The 20,119-nt window shown below is 60.6% G+C and carries 21 protein-coding genes and 1 tRNA gene; 14 read left to right on the forward strand and 8 right to left on the reverse strand.

Features of this window, described 5'->3' with window-relative positions; genetic code table 11:
* Positions 1–50: 50 nt before the first annotated feature.
* Positions 51–1,484, reverse strand: coding sequence for a M48 family metalloprotease (locus tag AC0R79_RS08060; protein ID WP_007958006.1), 1,434 nt, complete (start codon positions 1,482–1,484; stop codon positions 51–53).
* Positions 1,485–1,581: 97 nt separating this feature from the next.
* On the opposite strand from AC0R79_RS08060, the gene AC0R79_RS08065 reads away from it, so the two are divergent.
* The gene (locus tag AC0R79_RS08065) at positions 1,582–1,821 is read left to right on the forward strand and encodes a sulfurtransferase TusA family protein (RefSeq protein WP_007958011.1); all 240 of its coding nucleotides are present in this window, start codon (positions 1,582–1,584) and stop codon (positions 1,819–1,821) included.
* Between the two features lie 32 nt (positions 1,822–1,853).
* Positions 1,854–2,924 carry an AI-2E family transporter gene (locus AC0R79_RS08070; protein ID WP_007958012.1) on the forward strand — a complete coding sequence of 357 codons (1,071 nt, stop codon included), beginning with the start codon at positions 1,854–1,856 and terminating at the stop codon, positions 2,922–2,924.
* Between the two features lie 34 nt (positions 2,925–2,958).
* Here the strand turns inward: AC0R79_RS08070 and AC0R79_RS08075 are convergent, their stop codons facing one another.
* Positions 2,959–3,432 carry a peroxiredoxin gene (locus AC0R79_RS08075; protein ID WP_064594118.1) on the reverse strand — a complete coding sequence of 158 codons (474 nt, stop codon included), beginning with the start codon at positions 3,430–3,432 and terminating at the stop codon, positions 2,959–2,961.
* Positions 3,433–3,442: 10 nt separating this feature from the next.
* A complete protein-coding gene (locus AC0R79_RS08080; RefSeq protein ID WP_007958014.1) occupies positions 3,443–4,003 on the reverse strand; it encodes a glycine cleavage system transcriptional repressor in 561 nt (186 codons plus the stop codon).
* Positions 4,004–4,316: 313 nt separating this feature from the next.
* Here AC0R79_RS08080 and dapA point away from each other — a divergent pair, with 313 nt between their 5' ends.
* The 5 genes from dapA (at position 4,317) to AC0R79_RS08105 (ending at position 8,010) form a co-directional block, all read left to right on the forward strand.
* Positions 4,317–5,195 carry a 4-hydroxy-tetrahydrodipicolinate synthase gene (dapA, locus tag AC0R79_RS08085; RefSeq protein ID WP_474734015.1) on the forward strand — a complete coding sequence of 293 codons (879 nt, stop codon included), beginning with the start codon at positions 4,317–4,319 and terminating at the stop codon, positions 5,193–5,195.
* Positions 5,196–5,212: 17 nt separating this feature from the next.
* Complete coding sequence (gene bamC, locus AC0R79_RS08090; RefSeq protein ID WP_011332910.1) at positions 5,213–6,328, forward strand: outer membrane protein assembly factor BamC; 1,116 nt, start codon at positions 5,213–5,215, stop codon at positions 6,326–6,328.
* A gap of 4 nt (positions 6,329–6,332) precedes the next feature.
* Positions 6,333–7,094, forward strand: a complete 762-nt coding sequence (locus tag AC0R79_RS08095; protein ID WP_011332911.1) for an MBL fold metallo-hydrolase — start codon at positions 6,333–6,335, stop codon at positions 7,092–7,094.
* A 28-nt stretch (positions 7,095–7,122) separates the two neighbouring features.
* On the forward strand, positions 7,123–7,836 hold the full coding sequence (gene purC / locus AC0R79_RS08100) for a phosphoribosylaminoimidazolesuccinocarboxamide synthase (protein ID WP_007958019.1): 714 nt from the start codon (positions 7,123–7,125) through the stop codon (positions 7,834–7,836).
* 84 nt (positions 7,837–7,920) lie between these two features.
* Positions 7,921–8,010: transfer RNA gene (locus AC0R79_RS08105), tRNA-Ser, on the forward strand.
* A gap of 75 nt (positions 8,011–8,085) precedes the next feature.
* Here the strand turns inward: AC0R79_RS08105 and AC0R79_RS08110 are convergent.
* On the reverse strand, positions 8,086–8,982 hold the full coding sequence (locus AC0R79_RS08110; RefSeq protein WP_474734017.1) for a DUF2950 domain-containing protein: 897 nt from the start codon (positions 8,980–8,982) through the stop codon (positions 8,086–8,088).
* Complete coding sequence (locus AC0R79_RS08115; RefSeq protein WP_474734019.1) at positions 8,979–10,385, reverse strand: DUF3300 domain-containing protein; 1,407 nt, start codon at positions 10,383–10,385, stop codon at positions 8,979–8,981. Before AC0R79_RS08115 ends, AC0R79_RS08110 begins: the two co-directional genes overlap by 4 nt.
* Positions 10,386–10,642: 257 nt before the next feature.
* Between AC0R79_RS08115 and ppk2 the strand changes: the two genes are divergently transcribed.
* Positions 10,643–11,467 carry a polyphosphate kinase 2 gene (gene ppk2 / locus AC0R79_RS08120; protein WP_474734021.1) on the forward strand — a complete coding sequence of 275 codons (825 nt, stop codon included), beginning with the start codon at positions 10,643–10,645 and terminating at the stop codon, positions 11,465–11,467.
* 60 nt (positions 11,468–11,527) lie between these two features.
* On the opposite strand, the gene AC0R79_RS08125 is transcribed toward ppk2, so the two are convergent.
* Positions 11,528–11,719: a YegP family protein gene (locus AC0R79_RS08125; protein ID WP_007958030.1), complete on the reverse strand. Its 192-nt coding sequence runs from the start codon at positions 11,717–11,719 to the stop codon at positions 11,528–11,530.
* Between the two features lie 277 nt (positions 11,720–11,996).
* Between AC0R79_RS08125 and AC0R79_RS08130 the strand changes: the two genes are divergently transcribed.
* The 6 genes from AC0R79_RS08130 to AC0R79_RS08155 all read left to right on the forward strand — a co-directional run bounded on the left by AC0R79_RS08130 (position 11,997) and on the right by AC0R79_RS08155 (position 17,580).
* Positions 11,997–12,965, forward strand: a complete 969-nt coding sequence (locus AC0R79_RS08130) for a glycosyltransferase family 2 protein (protein ID WP_474734023.1) — start codon at positions 11,997–11,999, stop codon at positions 12,963–12,965.
* A 3-nt stretch (positions 12,966–12,968) separates the two neighbouring features.
* The gene (locus AC0R79_RS08135) at positions 12,969–13,679 is read left to right on the forward strand and encodes a class I SAM-dependent methyltransferase (RefSeq protein ID WP_474734025.1); all 711 of its coding nucleotides are present in this window, start codon (positions 12,969–12,971) and stop codon (positions 13,677–13,679) included.
* Positions 13,676–14,062: a GtrA family protein gene (locus AC0R79_RS08140; RefSeq protein WP_221535242.1), complete on the forward strand. Its 387-nt coding sequence runs from the start codon at positions 13,676–13,678 to the stop codon at positions 14,060–14,062. The genes AC0R79_RS08135 and AC0R79_RS08140 overlap by 4 nt, the downstream gene beginning before the upstream one ends.
* Positions 14,059–16,155: a DUF6311 domain-containing protein gene (locus tag AC0R79_RS08145; protein ID WP_474734026.1), complete on the forward strand. Its 2,097-nt coding sequence runs from the start codon at positions 14,059–14,061 to the stop codon at positions 16,153–16,155. The genes AC0R79_RS08140 and AC0R79_RS08145 overlap by 4 nt, the downstream gene beginning before the upstream one ends.
* 75 nt (positions 16,156–16,230) lie before the next feature.
* Positions 16,231–17,157: a LysR substrate-binding domain-containing protein gene (locus AC0R79_RS08150; protein ID WP_045121852.1), complete on the forward strand. Its 927-nt coding sequence runs from the start codon at positions 16,231–16,233 to the stop codon at positions 17,155–17,157.
* A 57-nt stretch (positions 17,158–17,214) separates the two neighbouring features.
* The gene (locus AC0R79_RS08155) at positions 17,215–17,580 is read left to right on the forward strand and encodes a 5-carboxymethyl-2-hydroxymuconate Delta-isomerase (RefSeq protein ID WP_085605582.1); all 366 of its coding nucleotides are present in this window, start codon (positions 17,215–17,217) and stop codon (positions 17,578–17,580) included.
* Between the two features lie 3 nt (positions 17,581–17,583).
* On the opposite strand, the gene AC0R79_RS08160 is transcribed toward AC0R79_RS08155, so the two are convergent.
* Together AC0R79_RS08160 and AC0R79_RS08165 are read right to left on the reverse strand one after the other, a co-directional pair.
* Positions 17,584–18,519 (reverse strand): LysR family transcriptional regulator, encoded by a 936-nt coding sequence (locus tag AC0R79_RS08160; RefSeq protein ID WP_474734029.1) that lies wholly within the window; start codon positions 18,517–18,519, stop codon positions 17,584–17,586.
* A gap of 209 nt (positions 18,520–18,728) precedes the next feature.
* Positions 18,729–19,913 (reverse strand): cyanate transporter, encoded by a 1,185-nt coding sequence (locus AC0R79_RS08165; protein WP_474734031.1) that lies wholly within the window; start codon positions 19,911–19,913, stop codon positions 18,729–18,731.
* Positions 19,914–20,119: the final 206 nt, after the last annotated feature.

A 20,119-nucleotide genomic window follows, 5' to 3' on the forward strand; every position in this document is an offset into this window, starting at 1 on the left:
CGCCTCGAAAGAGGCGGTTTTTTTGTGTCCGGAATTTGTCTCGGCGCGGGCTAACCCATCATGTCCTTGACCATGCGCTCTTGCTCCATCAGCTCGCGTTGGCGAGCGTCGATACGAGAGGATAACGGGAAGTTGCTGCCGGCCTTGCGTTTGGCGAAGTCCAGTTGCTGGATCGCCTGGCGGTAATCACCGACCAGCGCGAAATATTCGGCACGGGCTTGATGCAGGCCGATGATGTTGCCGGACAGTCCGCGAGTTTCTGCGACCTGATACCAGACATCCGGATCGTCCGGACGCGATTTCAACAAGCCTTCCAGCGCCTTCTCTGCATCGGCGGTGCGGTTCTGTTTCAGCAACAGATCGACGCGCACCTGATTCAGCGGGTAATTGCCAGGATACTGACTTAGCATCCGGTCAACCCGGGACTGGGCATCAGCCAGCTTGTTGTTGGTGATGTCCAGATCGACCTGCGCGAGGTTGTAAATGATCTCGTTCGGCGATTTGGCCAGCAGTTGCGTGAGATTCTCCCGTGCTTCATTCAACTGACCGCCCTTGATCTGAGCGATCGCCAGACCGTAACGGGCCACGTCGTTTTTCGGGTTCTCATCCAGTTGCGCGCGGAAACGCTTGGCGCCAAGGCCCGGCGTTTCTTCGTAGGTCAACTGCACCCGCGCGCGGATCAGCTGATAGCGCTTGCTGTCTTCAATGCCACCGGGTTTAGCCTGTTCAGCGCGGTTACGGGTGTCGGCGATACGCGATTCGGTGACCGGGTGAGTCAGCAGGAATTCCGGCGGCTTGGCGTCGAAACGATACTGGCGCATCAAACGCTCGAACATGGTCGGCATCGAGCGCGGATCGTAGCCTGCCTTCTCCAGGTTGAGGATGCCGATGCGATCGGCCTCCTGCTCGTTCTGACGCGAGAAGCGCCGTTGCTCCTGGATGGCCGCCGCTTGGGTGCCGGCAATCGCCGCGATGCCAGCGTCGCCCGCGCCGGCAGCGGCGATCACGATGCCGGCCAGCAGCGCCGCCATCATCGGCACCTGCATCCGCTGCGAGGCCTCGACGCCACGAGCGAAGTGGCGTTGGGACAAGTGAGCCAGTTCGTGAGCCAGTACCGAGGCATATTCGCCCTCGGTCTGCGCATTGAGGAACAAACCGCCGTTGACCCCGACAATCCCGCCCGGTGCCGCGAAGGCGTTGAGCTGCGGGCTGTTGATCAGGATGAATTCCAGGCGTCGGTCATTGACCTGGCTGGTTTCCACCAGCTTATAGACGCTGGACTCGACGTAGTCCTTGAGCTGTGGATCGTTGAGTTGCGAAACCTGGCTGCGCAGCAACGCCAGCCAGGCGCGACCCAATTGATATTCCTGTTGTGGCGAGACGATGGCAGAGCTGGCGTCACCGAGTGACGGCAGGTCGTCGGCGAAGCCCGGTGAGGCGAGCAGGCAAGCGAGCGTCAGCAGGGTAGGGCGCAGAAATGTCATGCACAAAGCCTTAGTCGACAAAGACCTTACTGTAGCCGGACACCGGGCTTGCGACCAGATATTCTAGGCAGCCTGACCACCTGATCCGGAGTGACGCATGACCGACGCTGTAGCCCATGACTGTGAACTGGACGCCAGTGGCCTGAATTGTCCGCTGCCGTTGCTCAAGGCCAAGATGGAGCTGAACAAGCTGCCCAGTGGCGCGGTACTTAAGGTGATTGCCACGGATGCCGGCTCGCAACGCGACTTTCGCACCTTTGCCAAGTTGGCCGGTCATACGCTGCTGCGTGAAGAAGACGAGGCGGGTGTCTACCGTTACTGGCTGAAAAAAGCCTGAAACCGACCGCGTAAATGACCTAAGGAAAATTGATGTTCAAAGTGTTGCGCGACTGGATTCAGCGCTACTTCTCCGATGAGGAAGCGGTGGTGCTGGCGGTTTTGCTGTTTCTCGCCTTCACCGCTGTGCTGACGCTGGGTGGAATGCTCGCGCCGGTGCTGGCCGGGATGGTGCTGGCGTACCTGATGCAGGGGCTGGTGGTCACGCTCGAACGCTTGCGCGTGCCTGGTGGGGCGGCGGTCGGTCTGGTGTTTGCGCTGTTCATGGGCGTGCTGATGGTGTTCATCGTCGTGGTGTTGCCGCTGCTCTGGCATCAGTTGATCACGCTGTTCAACGAATTGCCGGGGATGCTCGCCAAGTGGCAATCGCTGCTGTTGTTGCTGCCCGAGCGCTATCCGCATCTGGTCTCCGACGAGCAGGTGCTGCAAGCGATCGAAGCAGCGCGAGGCGAGATCGGCAAGTTCGGCCAGTGGGCGCTGACATTCTCGTTGTCGAGCCTGCCGCTGCTGGTGAACATCATGATCTACCTGGTGCTGGTGCCGATCCTGGTGTTCTTCTTCCTCAAGGATCGGGCAATGATCGGCGAGTGGGTGCGCGGCTATTTGCCGCGTGAGCGGGCGCTGATCACCCGGGTCGCCGAAGAAATGAACCGGCAGATCGCCAACTACATTCGCGGCAAGGTCATCGAGATCGTGATTTGTGGTGGCGTGACCTACATCGCATTCGTCGCGCTGGGACTCAACTACGCGGCGCTGCTGGCCCTGTTGGTCGGCGTGTCGGTGGTGGTGCCGTATGTCGGAGCGGTGGTGGTGACCGTGCCGGTGCTGCTGATAGCGCTGTTCCAGTGGGGCTGGAGCGATCAGTTCATCTATCTGATGGCGGTTTACGGGATCATCCAGACGCTGGACGGCAACGTGCTGGTGCCGTTGCTGTTTTCCGAAGCAGTCAACCTGCACCCGGTGGCGATCATCTGCGCGGTGCTGTTGTTCGGCGGGTTGTGGGGATTCTGGGGCGTGTTCTTCGCGATTCCGCTGGCGACGCTGTTCAAGGCTGTACTTGATGCGTGGCCACGCAAGGAGCCGGTGGTGGCGCCGCTGCTTTGAGAATGAATCGGCGCCCGCAAGGGCGCCGACAGCATCAGGCCTTGTTCAGCGCCTGAGCTGCAGCCAGCACTGCATCCACATGTCCTGGCACTTTCACGCCGCGCCATTCCTGACGCAATACACCGTTCTTGTCGATCAGGAACGTGCTGCGATCAACGCCCAGGTATTCCTTGCCGTAGAGCTTTTTCAGCTTGATCACGTCGAACAGCTGGCAGACGGCTTCGTCCTTGTCGCTGATCAGCTCGAACGGAAACTCCTGCTTGCACTTGAAGTTCTCGTGGGACTTCAGGCTGTCGCGGGAGATGCCGAAGATTTCCGTGTTGGCAGCCTTGAATGCTGCGTATTGATCGCGAAATCCCTGGCCTTCGGTCGTGCAGCCCGGGGTGCTGTCCTTCGGATAGAAGTAGATCACCACTTGCTTGCCCTTGAGGGCGGACAGGCTGACGGTCTGCCCGCTGGTGGCAGGTGCTTCGAAATCCGTAACCGGTTGGTCGATGACAACGGCCATGAAAGCTTCCTTACATTGGGTTCTGTGGGCGCCAGGGTTCGATCAGTGCATCCAGGTTCATGGCGTCGGCGAAATCCAGGAACTGGTCGCGCAGCCAGCTGATCTGGGTGCCGGCCGGCAGGGTCACGGTGAACGTGGCGTTGAGCATGGTGCCGCCGGTCTGCGGTGCCTGATAGGTATCGCAGGTCAGGTTTTCCAGCTCGACGTTGTGATCCATGAAGAACTGGCACAGCTCGTTGATGATGTCCGGACGGTATGCCGAAGACACGTAAGCCACGTACGGCAGGGCTTGCGGACGGTTTTCCAGGGCGGCGCTGCGCACCACGTTGACGGTGAACGCATGACGCTTGGCCAGCACCGGCAGGCTGCCTTCAAGGCGAGCCAGGGCGTCCCAGCTGCCGGAGACTTCGAGCACCAGCGCGCTGCACTCGCCGTGGCGGGTCAGGCGTGAGGTGACGACCGCACAGCGGTTTTCATGGCTGGCGCGGCACAGGACGTTGGTCAGCTCCATGGGATTGGCGCCGAGGGCACTGATGACAAGGAATTGTTCGCGAACTGTGGGGGTGGACATGCAGCATTCCTAAAGCGATGAGCGGTCGGTAGGGAGAGGGCGTTGATTGCCGGGGCAATGACTGTCCGGAAGGCCCGGTTCGTGTGGCGCTACGGCTCCATCAACAAGGAAGCGTACGGCAACGACACTGGAACGGGGCCCGGGAGGCCGAAACGGGAGACTGGAACCCGGCGTACAAGCTGATCAGTACCGATCAAAGTCTGAAGGGTAGCGAAAAGCGGCGCCAAGGGGAATGGCGGCACAGTACTTCGCTTGTGCAAGCATCTTGGCGCCAGTACCATTACCGCTCTCTTTTTCCGGCAGGAGCGGTTTCATGATTGCGGGCAGTATGGTGGCACTGGTCACACCCATGGATGCACAAGGGCGTCTTGACTGGGACAGCCTCAGCAAACTCGTGGACTTCCATCTCAAGAACGGCACCCATGCCATTGTCGCGGTCGGCACCACCGGCGAGTCGGCAACTCTTGATGTAGAAGAACACATCGCCGTCATCAAAGCCGTGGTCAAACAGGTTGCCGGTCGCATTCCGGTGATCGCCGGTACCGGCGCCAACTCGACCCGCGAAGCGGTCGAGCTGACCCGCAATGCCAAAGAAGCCGGCGCCGATGCCTGCCTGCTGGTAGTCCCGTACTACAACAAGCCGACCCAGGAAGGCCTGTACCAGCACTTCAAGCACATCGCCGAAGCGGTCGACATCCCACAGATTCTCTACAACGTTCCTGGCCGCACCTCCTGCGACATGCAGGCCGAGACCGTGATCCGCCTGTCTACTGTGCCGAACATCATCGGCATCAAGGAAGCGACCGGCGACCTGAAGCGCGCCAAGGCGATCATCGACGGCGTGAGCAAGGACTTCATCGTGCTGTCCGGCGATGATCCGACCGCCGTCGAGCTGATCCTGCTGGGCGGCAAGGGCAACATCTCTGTTACCGCCAACGTCGCGCCACGCGAAATGGCCGACCTGTGCGAGGCCGCGCTCCAGGGCGACGCCGAGACCGCACGGGCCATCAACGAAAAACTGATGCCGCTGCACAAGGACCTGTTCATCGAAGCCAACCCGATTCCGGTGAAGTGGGCTTTGGTCGAAATGGGCCTGATGCACCAAGGCATCCGCCTGCCGCTGACCTGGCTGAGCGCTCCTTGTCATGAAACGCTGCGCTCGGCCCTGCGCCAGTGCAACGTCCTGGTTTAATTGAGGAAGTACAACGCATGAAGCGAATGGCCGGACTTTCCGCACTTGCCTTGATTATCTCCAGCACCAGTGGCTGCGGATGGATCTGGGGCCCGGAAGGTTATTTCCGTGACCGTGGTAGCGATTACCTGGAAGCGCAACAGACTGCACCGATGCAACTGCCACCGGATGTCAGCACCTCCAAGCGCCTGGATCCGCTGCTGCCGATCCCGCGCAACGTGGCCGACGACACCGCCAAGGGTGAATACATCGTTCCGCGTCCTCAACCGCTGTCGACCGTTGCCGACGCCAGCGACTACTCGCTGCAGAAGAGCGGTGATTCGCGTTGGGTCATGGCCCAGCACCCACCGGCCGAAGTCTGGCCAGTGGCGGTGCAGTACTTCCAGGACAACGGTTTCCGTCTGGATGAACAGCGCCCGCAAACCGGCGAATTCACCACCACCTGGCAGCATTCCGACGAACTGTCCGCCGCGATGGCCAAGCGCCTGAGCGCCGCCGGCGTCAGCACCGACAGCGAAACCCGCGTGCGGGTACGCATCGAGCCGGGCGTGCAGCGCAACACCAGTGAAGTCTATGTGGTCAGCGCCGAGCGTCCTGCCGGCAGCACCGCCAATGTCGATTTCACCAACCGTTCGGTCAACACTGGCCTGGACGCTGCGCTGGTCGACGACATGCTCGCGAGCATGAGCCGCACCTCCGAGAAGGGTGGTTCGGTGTCGATGCTGGCTTCGCGTGATTTCGATACCCCGAGCCGTGTCAGCCTGAGCGAAGACGGCAGCGGCAACCCGGTACTGAACGTCGGTACGGATCTGGATCGTGCCTGGTCGAGCGTCGGTCGTGCGCTGGAGCAGGGCGAGTGGCGTGTTGAAGACATCAACCGCAGCCTGGGCCTCTACTACATCAACTTGTCCGAAAAGGCCGAGAAGAAAGACGAGAAGCCTGGTTTCTTCAGCAGCCTGTTCGGCAGCGCGCCGACCAAGGAAGAGGTTGAAGCCCGCGCCGAGCGTTATCAGGTTCGCCTGAGCAAGGTCGGCGAGAACGTTCAGGTGACCGTCGAGAAAAACATCAACACCGTTGCGCCGGCCGATGTGGCCCGCAAAGTGTTGAGCGTGATTCAGGACAACCTGGGCTGATCCAATGCGTTTTGCCGTTCTCGGCAGCGGTAGCCAAGGGAACGGCACGCTGATCGCCAGTGCTGATACGTATGTGCTGGTGGATTGTGGTTTTTCCCTGCGGGAAACCGAAAAACGCCTGTTGCGCCTGGGTGTGAACCCGGCGCAACTGAGCGCGATACTCGTAACCCACGAACATGCCGACCACGTGCATGGCGTGGGTTTGCTGTCTCGGCGCTACAATCTGCCTGTCTACCTCAGTCGCGGCACTCTGCGCGGGATGCGCAAACCGATTGAACCTGCCGGTTTCGTGACCGGTGGCGAGCAACTGCAGATCGGTGCTCTGAACATCGGGGTCATTGCCGTGGCCCATGATGCGCAGGAACCGACCCAGTACGTATTCAGCGATCAAGAGCAGCGGCGCTTCGGCCTGCTGACTGACCTGGGTTCCTACTGCGAGCGGGTGCTGGACGGTTATCGAGACCTCGATGCGTTGATGATCGAGTCCAATCACTGTCGCGACATGCTGGCCCGTGGTCATTACCCGTACTTTCTCAAGCAGCGGGTGGGCGGCGAGCTGGGACATTTGAACAACCATCAGGCGGCATTCCTGGTGGCCGAGTTGGGCTGGCAAGGCCTGCAACACCTGGTCCTGGCCCATCTGAGCAGCAAGAACAACCTGCCGCAGCTGGCCCGGCAATGTTTTGTCGACACCCTCGGGTGCGACCCGGACTGGCTGCAACTGGCCGATCAAGATTCAGGGCTCGACTGGCGCCACATCGCCTAGCCCATCTACTTAGCAAGCGGAGCCCATCATGGAAAAACGTGAAGAACTCTACCGCGGCAAAGCCAAATCGGTTTACAAGACCGACGACGCTGACCGCTTGATCCTGCTGTTTCGCAACGACACTTCGGCGTTCGACGGCAAGCGCATCGAGCAGCTCGACCGCAAAGGCATGGTGAACAACAAGTTCAACGCCTTCATCATGCAGAAACTCGAAGCGGCCGGCATTCCGACCCAGTTCGACAAGCTGCTGGCCGACAACGAAGTGCTGGTGAAAAAACTCGACATGATCCCGGTCGAGTGCGTCGTGCGTAACTACGCCGCCGGCAGCCTGGTCAAGCGTCTGGGCGTCGAGGAGGGCATGAAGCTCAACCCGTACACCTTCGAACTGTTCCTGAAGGACGACGCCAAGGGCGACCCGTTCATCAACGAATCCCACGTCGTGGCGTTCGGCTGGGGCACCGCCGAGCAACTGGCGCGCATGAAAGAACTGTCGCTCAAGGTCAACGAAGTCCTGAGCAAACTGTTCGACGACGCCGGCCTCTTGCTGGTGGACTTCAAACTTGAATTCGGCGTGTTCAGCGACGGCTCCATCGTCCTGGGCGACGAGTTCAGCCCGGACGGCTGCCGTCTGTGGGACAAGGACACCAAGAAGAAGATGGACAAGGACCGCTTCCGCCAGGGCCTCGGTGACGTCATCGAAGCCTACGAAGAAGTCGCCAACCGTCTGGGCGTACCGCTTTAATCGACGCAAGCATCTGATAGCACGGAAAAAATTTCGTCTGGGGGTTTCCCATTCAGCGAAAGTGTTGTTATGATGCGCGCCGTTGGAGAGATGCCAGAGTGGCCGAATGGGACGGATTCGAAATCCGTTGTACCTTCACCGGTACCTAGGGTTCGAATCCCTATCTCTCCGCCATACATAGAAAAAGCCCCGTAGATGAAAATCTACGGGGCTTTTTCGTTTCCGATCCAGCGCAATTCGCTATCCCAGCTACTTCTGCCCCAAATCCACCACCTCCCAACTATCATCCGGATCAAACCGCTTCATCGCCTTCGCCACTTTCTCCCCATCCGGCCCGAGGTCCTTCTGAAACACCTGCCCCTCATGGCTGATCATGAAGCTCATCACCCCGGTGTCGTTGTATTTTGCTGGCCAGGCGATCAAGGCAAACCCGCGACTCATCTTGTCTCCAATCAGATAGCTGTAGGCTCCGCCCGGGGCTGACGGGCCTTGGGCGTCGAGGATGCGGAAGTGGTAGCCGTGCCAGTCTTCATCGTTGATGGCTTGGCCGAAGGCGGGGCCGAGGGGGCTGATCTGGTTGGTGTCGTCTTCTGGCCAATAGAGGCCGTCGTGTTTGCCGGGGGAGCTGAAGATTTTCTGTGCGTATTCGAGGGCGCCGTCGCCGTCGCGGTCTTCCGAGGCGTAGTCCATTTGCGCGTCGTGGTAGGCCAGCGCCGATTGCACTGCCGCCAGTTCGTTACGACCGATGCGACGGGCGCGGATTTCGATCTGGGCGGCTTTCATGTCGAAGCGCCAGCCGGTTTTGTCTTTGATGAGCGGGATGGGCAGGGTCCAGTGATCGGGCCCGACGGAGAGCACGGCCTTGCTGTCGCCGGTCTTTTCCAGGGTGTGCTGTTCGCGGTATTGCTGCAGGAAGGCATCGACATCGCTGCGCTGCACGCCTTCACGGGGAATGAAACTGTGCCACTCCTCGCCCAGCAGTTCGGTCAGGCGTTTTTGGTCGGCGTGTTGCGTACCGAGGGCTTCGACGAAGGCGTCAGCGGCTTTTTCCGGGGTTGGAAATACTTGCTGTGCTAAAGCAAGGCTCGAAAATGCGAGGCTCGCCGCGAGGGTCAGGCAGCTCCTGAACAGAGAATGAATGTTCATCGACGGCCACCTCCTCTCTGACGCATGCCCCCGCCGGATGGCCGGCTGATCTGATGTCCGGCGGCGCGTGAGGTGTTGGGACGTTGCGCGGAAATCTGGCTGGCCCGGCCGCGATCAGCCTGGACGCGGGTCTGTGACGGAGAGCGCGCGCCGGCGAAAGCGTTGTTGCGCGCGCTGCCCGCGGCGGGTCGGGCTTGGGACGCACGGTTGTCACGTTGATTGGCGCCCGGCTGGCGCGCCTCCCGCGTGTTGGCTTGAGCGCGGTCGGCGGCTCTGGGTCTGTCCGCGCCGCCTTGCATGCGGTTGCCGACATTGGCGGATTGCGCTTCGCGGACTTGATTGCGGGCTTCCCGATTGCTGGTGGCGGGGCGTTCGAAACCGGCCCTGTCCATCGAACTGCGCGCCCGTTCCCGAGCCTGCGCCCGTTGCGCGTTGTCTCCACGATAGGCGTCACGCTGAGCTGCGCCGTCCAGCTGCCGGCCATACTGCGCGCGGCTGCGGTTGTCACGATAGGGCACGCCATCGCGATGCACGGTGTTGTGCTGCCACTTGTTCTGGTTGTTGGTGATGCGGTTATTGCCGTTGATATTGTTGTAACGGTTCACATCGATGTCGATGTCGTTATTGCCCCAGTCGCAGTCGCCCCACAACGACGCAACGACCGCCACGCCCGTACCGAAGGCCAGCCCGGCCACCAGTGCCTGACCCGGGTAGTAAGCGGGTGGCGGCGGGTAATACACCGGCGGCGAGGCCGGATAGGGCCAGGTGCCGTAGGTGGTCGTCGGGTTATAGGTCGGAACGTAAACCACCTGCGGATCGGCGGGCTGAATGATGATGGTCGTGTTGTCGGCCGCCTTGGTTGTCCCGGCAGAGATGGGCGGCGTTACGTTTTGCACCGTCACATTCTGATATTGATTGCTCTGCAGATTGCCCGCCGCCTGGGCCTGACGCCGCAAGCGCTGAACGCCCGCCATGAGTTCGTCAGGCTGGGCCAGAAAGGCATCCCCCAGACGTTGCACCCAGACCGGATCCTGCCCCAGTGTGGCCAAAACCTGTGGGAACGCGACCAAGGCCTGCACGCTGGGATCCCACGTCTGACTGGCCACTTGCTTGACCGCGTCATCGCCCTTGGCGTCCGGATGAGCCTTGGACCAGGCCGCGGCTTCGGCGACTTCTCCCGGATAAGTGGCGGCCATCAGCACTTGTGCGAGCAGGGGGTCGGGATACAGGGCAATCGACGCGAGCATCTGGTCGAGCTGCTCCGTGGTAAACACGGCATCTTTGGCCGGAGCGGTGGCCGCGGCCGGGGCCGGGGCTGCAGGCGCATCGGCGGCCTGCAACAAGAGCGGTGCAGCGCTCAAGGCGAGCATGAGCGACGCGGCACGCAAGAGCGAACTGTGCATGACCTCTTCCCCACATCCAGATGGCAGGTTTGCAACACGCGAGGCATCAACGGCCGACATCGGACGCTGCGCCGTGATGGAGAATGGTTGGCGATTGGCGTTCCGTCAAAAACTGCACAGGTTTTTTCGCAATAAGCACGTTGCCTGAGCGTTACCGCCCGTTTGCTTGCGTTTTGCGATAAATGACTAAACTTTCCGGTTCCAGGTCATGCATTGCCAACGAGCCTGGCTGTCGTTCCAACCCGAGAGGTCTGGTCATGGCAAAGGGAAAGAAGAAAGACTCGCCCCGAGAAAAAACTGACGAACATGCAAAGCTGTCAAACAAGGACTACCTGGCCGAGCTGCGCCGCCTGCATATCGAACTGGTGAAAATGCAGGAATGGGTGAAGGCCGAAGGCATCAAGATCTGCATCATCTTCGAAGGCCGTGACGGTGCGGGCAAGGGTGGCACCATCAAGGCGCTGACGGAGCGGGTCAGCCCGCGAGTCTTTCGCGTCATCGCGTTGCCAGCCCCGACCGATCGCGAGAAGAGCCAGATGTACATGCAGCGCTATTTGCCCCATTTGCCGGCGGCCGGCGAAGTGGTGATCTTCGATCGCAGCTGGTACAACCGCGCCGGCGTCGAGCGGGTGATGGGTTTTTGCACGGACAAACAGGTCGACAAGTTTCTCAAGACCGTGCCGCTGGTGGAGCGCGCCGTTGTCGGTTCGGGAGTGATCCTGCTCAAGTACTGGCTGAATGTCAGTCAGGAAGAACAGACTCGGCGCCTGGAGGCGCGCATTGTCGACGGGCGCAAGATCTGGAAGTTGTCGCCGATGGACCTCAAGTCCTACAGCCGCTGGTATGACTACTCCCGGGCGCGGGACGACATGATCGAAGCGACCGACACTGATTACGCACCGTGGCTGGTGGCCAACTCGAACGACAAGCGACGGGCGCGGCTCAATATCATCTCCGACCTGCTCAGTCGCATCCCCTATAAAGAGGTGCCGCGAGAGAAGGTGACATTGCCCAAACGGCAGAAACCTGGGGGGTACAAGGAGTCGGATTATCCATTCCGGAACATTCCCGAAAGGTTCTGAAGCAAGTTCAGAAGTCGCCGGAGCTGCCAACACAGGCAGCTCCGGCGACTTGGACAGTTCTCAGATCTCCTTGACCGGGGTCTCTCCCTGCACACCCTTGATCAACTCGATCACATGCAGACAATCCGCCTTGTTCACATACGATTCGCCACTGGCGACCGTCTCGTGATTCCCCGCCCTTAATCTCCAGCGCCATTGGCCCTTGCCGGTGCTCGGAGTGCCTTTGGATTGCCTGTAAATCTCGAAATACATTCAGTTCGCTCCATGCGATTTATGTGCGACAACCTGTGTGACGCCTCGACGCAAGCCTAGCGGAGCGCGGATTTTTGGCTATCGGGGATTTGTTTCCAATCGTTCGTGGATGTTTCTGAAAGGCGCGGGCCAGAGCGCAGGAATCGGCCTTTGGATTGGCCGGAACGCCGTCGTTTCACCCTTGCATGACATTTCGGGCTGCTGCTTAATACGGTGCGGCTCATGGCGTCGAACAGCGTTCGGCGACCGACAATCACTATAAAAAAAGAGCAGTCCATTGACCCATCCGAATGGAACGCAGCACGCGGGCCCGGTGAAGTTGTCGCTGGTGGTTCCCGTGTTCAACGAAGAGGACAGCCTCGAAGGTTTTCTCCTGCGCATTCGTCAGGTGTTCGAGGGTGATTCCCGGATCAGCCTCGAACTGGTGTTCGTCAACGACGGCAGTTCCGATACGACGCTGGAACGTCTCCTGAACTGCCAGCAGAGCGACTCACGCATCCGCATCGTTGATCTGAGCCGCAATTTCGGCAAGGAAGCGGCGCTGTCCGCCGGTTTGCAGATCGCCACCGGGCAGATCGTGGTGCCGATCGACGTTGATCTGCAGGACCCGCCCGAGGTCATTCTGCAAATGATCGAGCGCTGGCGCGATGGTTTTGAAGTGGTGCTTGGCCACCGCATCAGCCGGCGCAGCGACTCCTGGGCCAAGCAGACTTCCGCCAGTTGGTTCTATCGCCTGCACAACAGAATTGCCGAACAGTCATTGCCGGAAAACGTCGGCGACTTCCGGCTGATGGATCGCTGCGTGGTCGACGCGCTGCTGACGCTGCCCGAATCCCGACGCTTCATGAAAGGCCTGTTCGCCTGGGTCGGATTTCGCACCACGCAAGTCGAATACGAGCGCCCGGAGCGGGCAGCGGGGCAGACTAAATTCAATGGCTGGCGACTGTGGAATTTTGCGCTGGAAGGCATCACCAGTTTCAGCACCGAGCCGCTGCGGATCTGGACATATCTGGGGGCGATGGTGTCGCTGGTGTCGTTTGCCTTTGCCATGTTCATCGTGGTGCGCACGCTGCTGTACGGTGTCGATCTGCCGGGTTATGCGTCGCTGATGGTGGCCGTGACATTCCTCGGTGGCCTGCAACTGATCGGCATTGGCGTACTCGGTGAATACCTGGGGCGCACTTACATTGAAGCCAAGCGCCGACCGGTCTTTCTGGTACGCCGCGTTTACGATCCCAAGGACTGACCGATGGACCTCAAGGAAACCGACATCCTCGGCGACAGCATCGGCGAGCATTGGTATTACTGCTCCAAAGCGGCCGCCACCCGGCGCTTGCTGGGTGAAGCGCCGATCAAGCGAATTCTCGATGTCGGTGCCGGCTCAGGCTTTTTTTCCCACCATTTATTGACCCACACGGCGGCGCGCGAAGCGTGGTGCGTGGACATCAGTTACCCGGCCGACTCCAGCGCCACCACCGCCGGAAAACCGGTGCATTACCGTCGTTCCATCGACAGCGTGGACGCGGATCTGGTGCTGCTGATGGATGTGCTGGAACACGTTGATGACGACCTCGGCCTGCTCAAGTCGTACGTCGACAAAGTGCCGTCCGGCAGCCGTTTTTTGATGACCGTGCCGGCGTTCCAGTTCATGTGGAGCGGGCACGATGATTTTCTCGAACACAAACGTCGTTACACCCTGGGGCAATTCGAGGCTCTGGCGGGTAACGCCGGATTGGCGGTAGAGCGGGGCGCCTATTATTTCGGAGCGGTTTTCCCGATTGCGCTGGCATCGCGGCTGATACCCGGCGGCACTCGGGGTTCGGCACCGCGTTCGCAGCTGAAAAAACATCATCCGCTGGTCAATACGCTGCTGAAAACCCTGTGCAGTCTCGAGCTGCCGTTGATGGGCATGAATCGCCTCGCCGGTTTGAGCGTGTTCGTGCTGGCGCGCAAACCGTGACGTCCGCCGAAAAGTCCGCATTGATCCAGCGCGGTCTGCGTTTCGCCGTGACCGGTCTGTTCGTCACCGCGCTGCATGCGCTGGTGGCGGTGCTGTTCATCAACTTCGTCAGCCACCAGCCACCCCTGGCCAACGGCGTGGCCTTTATCGTCGCGACGGTGGTGTCCTATGTGATCAACACCACCTGGAGTTTTTCAGCCCGACTGCACGGTAAAACCCTGCTGCGTTTCATGCTGGTTTCGGTGGGGGGCTTTCTGTTGGCGATGTTCGTGGCCTGGGCGGCACAGATGGCCGGGCTGCACTATCTCGCCGGAATCGTTGCCGTGGCGCTGACGATTCCGGCATTCACTTTTGTACTGCACAACTTCTGGACATATCGATGACGGATTCACGGGAGCATCCGGAACTTTCCCTGCTGCCATTGTTCTTGGGTGTTCTGGTGTTTTTTCTGGTGGTCGGACCGCAAGCGCTGAACCCGCAGAACATCGCCTGGCTGGAACAGGGCGATCCGGCCACGCATTATCTGGGGTGGGCGTTTTTTCGGCATGGGCCCTGGACATTCCCGCTCGGGCTCAATCCGTCCTACGGCCTGGAGCTGGGCAGCGCGATCATTTTTTCCGACTCCAATCCACTGCTCGCGCTGTTGTTCAAGCCGTTCAGTGCCTGGTTACCCGACACCTTCCAGTATTTCGGTTTGTGGCTGCTGGCCTGTTGTGTCCTGCAAGCCTGGTTCGGCTGGAAACTGCTGGGGTTGATGACGCCTCATCCCGTGATTCGCCTTCTGGGCGCAGGGTTGCTGGCGTTTTCGCCGGTGATGTTTTTTCGCCTTGTGGGGCACCTTTCCCTGGCGGGCCATTTCCTGGTTCTGGCGGCGCTGTACCTGGCGTTGCTGCAGGATCTGCAACGTCGTCGCCTGGCGTGGGGCACGTTGCTGGCGGTGACGGCCGGGGTGCATGCCTACTTATTGGCAATGGTTGCGCTGATCTGGCTGGCTGACCTGTTGGGCAAGACATTCAGTCGGTCATTGACCCGGGGTCAGGGGCTGATCGAGGGCGGCGCGATTTTCGCGCTGGTGAGCGTGTGTTGCTGGCAGGCCGGTTACTTCAGCATTGCCGATGGCGCGGCATCCGGTGGTTTCGGTTTGTACCGGATGAATCTGCTGTCGCCCGCCGATCCGGCAGGCTGGTCCCGTCTCCTTCCCGGTCTGCCGAAAGAAGAGGGGGATTACGAAGGTTTCAACTACTTTGGCCTGGGTGTTCTGTTGCTGGTGCCGCCGGCTTTTCTGGCCTGGCTGCGAAACCGGCGACTCTTGAAGGATGAATGGCGTGCTCGTCCATGGCTGCTGGTGGCCATGCTCGGTTTATGGCTGTTCGCGCTGTCGAACCGAATAGGCATAGGCACGTTGACGTTCGAGTATCCGCTACCCGATCGAATCATCGCTCTGGCCAGTATTTTTCGCGCCTCGGGGCGGATGTTCTGGCCGGTGTTGTACGCCTGCGTCCTGACCATGATTTTTCTGGTGGTACGCGGTTATCGGCCACGCATCGCCATCGGTCTGCTGGCCGTCGCATTGTTGATCCAGGTGGCCGACACCCGCGATGGCTGGATGGCCATCAGGCAGGGGAAAACGCTGACGCCGTCATCGTCCTGGAGCAGTCCGATGACGCATCCCTTCTGGGCCAGTGCTGCTGCCCGTTATGTCAATGTGCGCAGCCTGATGCCGCAGAATCAGAGCGATCGCTGGCAGATGATCGCCGGTTTCGCAGCGACCCACGGGATGAAAACCGATGCGGTGTATCTGGGACGCATGAGCACTTCGGCGCTGGCGCAAGCACAGCAGAAAGCACGCGCGATGCTCGATTCGGGGCAGTACGACGCGGACTCTTTGTACCTTCTTGATGACGATGCTCTGGTCGATGCCGCACGGAGCATCAACAGTGAAACCGATCTGCTGACGCGCGTGGACGGGGTGGCGGTGCTGGCACCAGGCTGGAAACGCTGCCGTGAGTGCCTGCAGGTGCCCGATGAAGGGCGGCAGATTTTGCTCGCGCCCCTTACTCGTCCAAGGCAAACACTGACCTTCAATTATCGTAATCGGCAACTGGTCAGCGGCTGGTCGAAGCCGGAAAGCTGGGGGACGTGGACAGAAGGGCGACAGGCGAAAATCCAATTGCGGGTGCAGCCGCCGGTGCGTTCGATCGTGATCGACGCGCTGGCTTTCATCTCGCCCGGGCACCCCGACCAGCGGGTGATCGTCAGCCTGAATGGCCAACAGGTACTGGATGCCCGCTTGACGCAGTTTCAAGGCAATCGCCTGGAAATCCCGATCAGCGCCGCGCTCAGCCAGCGCCTCGGGAACGATGACCGGCTCGATATCGAATTGCAGCTGCCGGATGCCGTCAGCCCCCGACAGCTGGGTATCAACGACGATTCGCGGATCATGGGCCTGGGGCTGAAGACGTTGACGGTGCAATGACGCACCGTTTCGATGGACGCCGCCCCCACGGCCTTTCTACACTGCCGCAATCTGGGGATCGGGGGGGGGCAATGGATGAACCGCAATGAACTTCGCAAGGCCGACATCAACCTGATGGTGGTGTTCGAGACCTTGATGCTCGAACGCAACGTAACGCGAGCCGCCGAGAAGCTGTTTCTCGGCCAGCCGACCATCAGCTCGGCGCTCAACCGTCTGCGCACCATGCTTAACGATCCGTTGTTCATCCGCGTCGGCCATCGCATGGAGCCGACCGCCCGCGCCGAAGACATTTATCGCCACCTGAAACCCGCGCTCGACTCGCTGTCGGTGGCGCTCAGCCTGACCCGCGATTTCGATCCCGCCGTCAGCACCATGACCTTTCGCATCGGTCTGTCGGATGACGTCGAATTCGGTCTGCTGCCGCCGCTGTTGCGTGCCTTGCGCCAGGAGGCACCGAGCGTGGTGTTCGTGGTGCAGCACGTCGATTACTGGCGGATTCCCGATCTGCTGGCAGCCGGCGACATCACCGTCGGCATCAGCCAGACCCGCGGCCTGCCGGCCAACGCCAAACGCAAACTGCTGCGGCACATCCAGCCGAGCATCCTGCGCGCCGACAAGTCCGACACGCCGCTGACCCTCGATGAATATTGCGCACGCCCTCACGTGCTGGTTTCCCACACCGCCAATGTCAGTGGCTACGCCGATGAGTGGCTGGCGGACATCGGTCGCACCCGTCAGGTGGTGCTGTCGGTGCCGCAATACAGTTCGTTGCCGGCGCTGCTGGCCGGCACCGACCTGATCGCCAGCCTGCCGGATTACACCGCCGACGCCATGGCCGCTTCCGGGTTCTTGTTCAAGGAGCCGTTTCCGTTCAAGACCCCGACCCTCGACCTGTCGATGGTCTGGCTCAGCCACGTCGACAGTGACCCGGCCGAGCGCTGGTTGCGTTCGCGGCTGGAGCAGTTCATGAGTGAGCGGCCGGTGATGTCGTCGTTGGCGTGAGTCAGGCGTTGCTGTGTTATATGTACGACCTTTCCGCCGAACCACTGGAGCTCCGAGATGCCACACCTGCACCTGGAATACACCGCCAACCTGCCGCAACTGAACGCCGACGTGGCGTTGATCCGGCTCAACAACACGCTGGTGGGTTCCGGTCAGTTCGCGGCGGAGTTCGATATCAAGAGCCGTGCGCTCAAGGTTGAAACCTTCAAGGTCGGCACCGCCATGAACGAACGCGCTTTTGTCGCGGTAAGGCTGGCGCTGCTCAGCGGGCGTTCTCCGGAGATCAAGAAGCAGCTCTCGCAGAGTCTGTTGGCGGTGTTGCAGGATCTGTGCGAATGGCCGGCCGGGGTCGAGGTGCAGTTGAGTGTGGAACTGCTCGACATCGACCGCGAGTCCTACAACAAGACCGCCATCGGCGTGTAAGACTCAAGCCGCTTCCAGTTCCGCGCAGGTCTTGATGACCTGCTCGCGCAGCCAGAGGTTGGCGCTGTCCTGATCGACGTTGTGGCTCCATTGCATGTCGAGGGTGAACCCCGGCAGACCGTTCGGCGCCTCGCAGTGATTGAACACGGCGTCGTTGGTCAGCAAACGCTGGATCCGCCGGGGCAGGGTCAGGATGAAATCGGTGCCGGTGATCATCTTCAACGCCGCGCTGTAGCTGTTGGAACGGGCGACGATCTGGCGTTTCTGCGCCTGCCGCGCTAGCCAGCCATCGACCATGTTGGTGGTCGACGTCCACGGTGTCGGGAACACATGCCGGCGTTCGGTGAAAGCTTGCAGGCTCAGGCGCGGCTCCAGCGGCGTGGCGCGTTTGTCGAAGACGCAGACCAGGTCATCTTCCAGCAGCATCCGTGATTTCAGGTCGGCGTGGCTGCGATGGAAGTGCGGGCCGAAGCAGATCACCAGATCGAGGCTGCCGTCGCGCAATTCTTCGACCGGCACGTCGGTTTCGAACTTGTGCATGTTGACCACCACCGGCAAGTCATCGAAGTCAAAGCGCTTCAACATCCGTGGCAGGATCAGTTGCTCGAAGTATTCCGGGGCGCAGATGTTGAAGGTCACCGGTTGCGCCATCGGATCGAAAGTCGGGGCGCCGGCGTGGCAGAGGTTGATGCTTTCGAGGATTTTCTGCACATGGCCGTACATGCTGCTGGCCTTGTAGGTCGGGCGCATGCCGGTGCGGGTGTTGACGAACAAATCGTCTTCGAAGCTGGTGCGCAGTTTTTTCAGGCAGTAACTGACGGTGGACTGGCTGACGAACAGCGCCTCCGACACGTCGGTGACGCTGCTTTGCTCATACACGGCGACAAACACCATGAGATCCTGCATGTCGAGCTTTCTAAGCAAGTTACTGTTCAGCATCCGTTCTGTCTCGCTGTGCTCCTTGCGCCGAATCCGCGCAAACGTGTGCGCATGATCGTAACGGAACGATGGTGCCAGGAGAAAGCCCTGTAGGACTTTTCACGGTCAGTTGTGGGACAGAAAGTTTTAGTAACACGACGTACACAATCAAACCCGGAAAAGGTGGCCAGAAGCCTTTATCCAGACGGGTCGGCCTGCCATTCGCGGGATCAGCCCATGTGTCGGGCGTAATGCCGTGGGTTGAAACGCAGCACCATCAGCAGCATGAGCGCCATCACAGCCGTCAGTGACCACCAGGCCCACTCGAAGCTGCCCAGTCGATCGCGAACTACGCCGGCCATCAGCGGCGACAGCCCGGCAATCAGGTAACCGATACCTTGTACGAATGCGGTCAGCCCGCCGGCACGTTGCGGTTCGTCGAGGTGATCGAGGGACACGATCAGGCTCATCGGGAACAGTCCGCCGATGCCCAGCCCGAGCAGGCAGGGCCACAGCAGGCTCAGGAGCTGCGGGCTGAGGATCAGCCCCAGAAATCCGGCGATGATCAGGCCGAGCAGGGCGCCAAGCACCAGGCGTCGGTCACGGCTGCGATTGGCGATGGCGGGCACCACCAGCCCGGAAATCACCTCCATGGCCGTCAGAAAACCCAACATCAGGCCGGCGTTTTGTTCGCTCCAGCCCTTTTCCACGTAGTACGGCGCCAGCCAGGCGAGCACGCAGGTGTAGGACGCGGTGCCGAGACCGAAGAAGATCGCGAGCAGCCATGCGCGGGAATTCGTGAAGAAGGATTCTTTTCTGACGACGGTCCGAATGGTGTCCGGTGACGTGTCACGACTTGCCCACCAGACAGGAATGGCGAGCAGTGCCAAAAAAGCCCAGACCGCCAGCCCCGCCCGCCAGTTGCCGGTCTGCACCATCACCCACGGAGCGAACGAAGCGGCCAGCGCCGCGCCGCCCATGATCGAAGTGACGTAAAGGCCCATGCACAGCGCCACGTTGTCGGGAAACCGCGATTTGATCAGCGCGGGCATCAAGGCCTGGATCAGTGCAATGCCGATCCCGGCCAGCACGGCGCTGGCGATCAATCCGCCCGCCGAGTCGAGAAACAGTCGCGACAGCGTCGCCCCGCCAATGATCAGCAACGACAGCAGCACCGTGCGCTGTTCACCGAGGCGCTGGCTGACCGCCATGCCGAAAAACATCGCCAGCCCCATCGCCATCACCGGCAGCAGGGTCAGCAACGCTGCGAGACTGAAACTCAGCGCCATATCGCCGCGAATGGCCGAGAGCAAGGGCCCGACCGCCGCCATCGACGGGCGCAGGTTGAGGGCGACCAGGACGATGCCGAGCATCAGCCAGGCAGCGGGGCGGGCAGTGGCGCGAACGTTTTCCATCTTCAGACCTTTGAACCAGAGGCGGTCGATTAGGCGGGCAGGCGAGCGGGGCGGCAAATCAGAAAGTCGGGAGCGGTATCGAGAAATTCGATACGGCACCTCGTCGCCCGCGACTGAACCACAGCTGAACCATTCTCAAATACTCCGAAAGTTTCATGGTTATTTCATGGGCCAACTAATCGTTGGCTTCTTTTTCACAAAAAATT

Source organism: Pseudomonas sp. HD57-3, assembly GCF_056113135.1.

Coding starts and splice junctions, on each gene's coding strand:
- AC0R79_RS08060 (WP_007958006.1), bottom strand. CDS start 1,484: ATGACATTTCTGCGCCCTACCCTGCTGACGCTCGCTTGCCTGCTCGCC.
- AC0R79_RS08065 (WP_007958011.1), top strand. CDS start 1,582: ATGACCGACGCTGTAGCCCATGACTGTGAACTGGACGCCAGTGGCCTG.
- AC0R79_RS08070 (WP_007958012.1), top strand. CDS start 1,854: ATGTTCAAAGTGTTGCGCGACTGGATTCAGCGCTACTTCTCCGATGAG.
- AC0R79_RS08075 (WP_064594118.1), bottom strand. CDS start 3,432: ATGGCCGTTGTCATCGACCAACCGGTTACGGATTTCGAAGCACCTGCC.
- AC0R79_RS08080 (WP_007958014.1), bottom strand. CDS start 4,003: ATGTCCACCCCCACAGTTCGCGAACAATTCCTTGTCATCAGTGCCCTC.
- dapA (WP_474734015.1), top strand. CDS start 4,317: ATGATTGCGGGCAGTATGGTGGCACTGGTCACACCCATGGATGCACAA.
- bamC (WP_011332910.1), top strand. CDS start 5,213: ATGAAGCGAATGGCCGGACTTTCCGCACTTGCCTTGATTATCTCCAGC.
- AC0R79_RS08095 (WP_011332911.1), top strand. CDS start 6,333: ATGCGTTTTGCCGTTCTCGGCAGCGGTAGCCAAGGGAACGGCACGCTG.
- purC (WP_007958019.1), top strand. CDS start 7,123: ATGGAAAAACGTGAAGAACTCTACCGCGGCAAAGCCAAATCGGTTTAC.
- AC0R79_RS08110 (WP_474734017.1), bottom strand. CDS start 8,982: ATGAACATTCATTCTCTGTTCAGGAGCTGCCTGACCCTCGCGGCGAGC.
- AC0R79_RS08115 (WP_474734019.1), bottom strand. CDS start 10,385: ATGCACAGTTCGCTCTTGCGTGCCGCGTCGCTCATGCTCGCCTTGAGC.
- ppk2 (WP_474734021.1), top strand. CDS start 10,643: ATGGCAAAGGGAAAGAAGAAAGACTCGCCCCGAGAAAAAACTGACGAA.
- AC0R79_RS08125 (WP_007958030.1), bottom strand. CDS start 11,719: ATGTATTTCGAGATTTACAGGCAATCCAAAGGCACTCCGAGCACCGGC.
- AC0R79_RS08135 (WP_474734025.1), top strand. CDS start 12,969: ATGGACCTCAAGGAAACCGACATCCTCGGCGACAGCATCGGCGAGCAT.
- AC0R79_RS08145 (WP_474734026.1), top strand. CDS start 14,059: ATGACGGATTCACGGGAGCATCCGGAACTTTCCCTGCTGCCATTGTTC.
- AC0R79_RS08150 (WP_045121852.1), top strand. CDS start 16,231: ATGAACCGCAATGAACTTCGCAAGGCCGACATCAACCTGATGGTGGTG.
- AC0R79_RS08155 (WP_085605582.1), top strand. CDS start 17,215: ATGCCACACCTGCACCTGGAATACACCGCCAACCTGCCGCAACTGAAC.
- AC0R79_RS08160 (WP_474734029.1), bottom strand. CDS start 18,519: ATGCTGAACAGTAACTTGCTTAGAAAGCTCGACATGCAGGATCTCATG.
- AC0R79_RS08165 (WP_474734031.1), bottom strand. CDS start 19,913: ATGGAAAACGTTCGCGCCACTGCCCGCCCCGCTGCCTGGCTGATGCTC.